This window comes from Dietzia sp. DQ11-38-2 (assembly GCF_014145055.1).
Lineage (GTDB): Bacteria > Actinomycetota > Actinomycetes > Mycobacteriales > Mycobacteriaceae > Dietzia.
In genome coordinates this window covers 1-1,710 of record NZ_JAALDW010000078.1, presented here as the reverse complement: position 1 = coordinate 1,710, position 1,710 = coordinate 1, and the positions used below count along the sequence as shown (strand labels likewise).

The following is a 1,710-nucleotide window of genomic DNA, read 5'->3' as shown; positions in this document are numbered from 1 at the left end:
GGCTTCGCCGGACGTACCCTGGTGGTGAACCTCCCGGGTTCGCCGGGCGGGGTGCGTGACGGGCTGGCGGTCCTCGACGAACTGCTCGACCACCTGCTCGCCGTGCACGCCGACGGCGGCGGACACTGACCGCCGCGCCGGCCCGGGACCGCACCGCACCGCACCGCGAGGAGGCACCGACCATGACCGTTCACAGTCCACTCGTGCAGATCACCGAGGACGCGATCGACCCCAGGGAGGTCGAGAGGGCGGTCTGGAGCACCGCCGACGGGGCCGTGGTGACGTTCTCCGGCGTGGTGCGCGACCACGATCACGGACGCGACGTGCTCGACATCGAGTACTCGGCCCACCCGACGGCGCAGGATGTCCTGACACGGCTCTGCGACGAGGTCGCCACCGAACACACCTCGCCCGAGCTGGAGAAGGGCGGGCCGCTCGACCCACGCCGCAGCGTCCGCATCGGCGCGGTGCACCGGGTCGGCGTGTTGGCTGTCGGCGAGGTCGCGGTGGTGGTGGTTGCGGTGGCGCCGCACCGGGGCGAGGCCTTTGCCGCGTGCTCGGAGCTCATCGAACGGCTCAAGCGGGGTGTGCCCATCTGGAAGCGGCAGCGCTTCACCGACGGCGTCTCCGAGTGGGTGGGCGTCGGCGACTGCTGAGGCGGTCAGGCCGGTCGTCTGCGGGAGCCGTTCCCGGGACGGCCTGGCGGGTTGACGAGCGTGCCGTCGTCGGCGATGGTCCGATCCACAAAGGCGCTCCACTCTCGTTCCCGGATGGCGTCACGGGCACGGGCCAGGGGGCCCTTGGGTCTGGTGCGGTGTTCGTGACCGGTGTCGGTGAGGATGACGAGTTCACCCAATGGCCCGGTCCGGTAGGCGTTGGTCCCGAACGTCTTCTCCCGGTGGTGTTTCCGGCACAGGCAGACGAGGTTCCACTCGGCGGTCGGCCCGCCGAGTTCAGGGTCCTTGGTGTTGAACGCGATGACGTGGTCCACATCGCAATGCCTGGCAGAGACCGAGCACCCTGGGTGTCGGCACGTCCCGTCGCGCAGACGGATCCGCTCGGCCATCGCCGGGGTGATCACGTAGCGCAGGGCGTGATCGGGGGAGTCGAGCGCGCCCGGGGCGGGGTCGATGAGCTCGAACCGCACGCTCGCATCGTCACCCTCAAGCAACTCCGTGCAGAGCCACTCGAAACTGCTGTAGGCGCCGTGAACGAACTCGACGCGGTTGGGCAGGCCCCGGACCGCGGAGGCGATCACGCTGATGCGGATCGGCTGACCCGCCCGCGCGGCGTTGCCCAGTGTGGGCCGGGGCAGGTCCGTCCCCACCCTGACGTCGCCGAGTTCGAAGTCGTCGAGATCTATGTCACCGAGGTCTCTGCCCTCATGCTCGGACGCGGTGGCAGTGGGGGCAGCGGCGGCGTCGGGGTCGGTCGCGGACGGGCCGGCCTCAGCCTCGTAGACGGCGAGCGCGTCGGCGCGGAGCTGGTCCATGGGACGATCCAGCCCGTCCGCGGAGGCGACCGAGGCATCGGTCTCGATACGCCGCCGAAGAAGCTCGGCATCGGCGGCGGTGAGCCTGGCCCACATCGTGGCCATGCCGTTACGCGCGCCGCGGAAGCGGACGGAGCGGGTCGCGGCCGCAGCGTCGGCGGCATCCTCCGCGGCAGCCGGGTCGTGTCGCTCCACGGCATCATCGATCGCCGAGTCCA

General features: G+C 71.0%; 2 protein-coding genes and 1 pseudogene. 2 read left to right on the top strand and 1 reads right to left on the bottom strand.

The features are described from left to right. Nucleotides 1-129, top strand: a pseudogene (locus G6026_RS17085) (bifunctional molybdenum cofactor biosynthesis protein MoaC/MoaB); the annotation flags it as partial. A gap of 53 nt (nucleotides 130-182) precedes the next feature. Next, a complete protein-coding gene (locus G6026_RS03135) occupies nucleotides 183-656 on the top strand; it encodes a molybdenum cofactor biosynthesis protein MoaE (RefSeq protein WP_182612235.1) in 474 nt (157 codons plus the stop codon). A gap of 5 nt (nucleotides 657-661) precedes the next feature. On the opposite strand, the gene G6026_RS03130 is transcribed toward G6026_RS03135, so the two are convergent. Continuing rightward, on the bottom strand, nucleotides 662-1,710 hold a 1,049-nt coding region (locus G6026_RS03130), incomplete at its 5' end, for an HNH endonuclease signature motif containing protein (protein ID WP_182612234.1).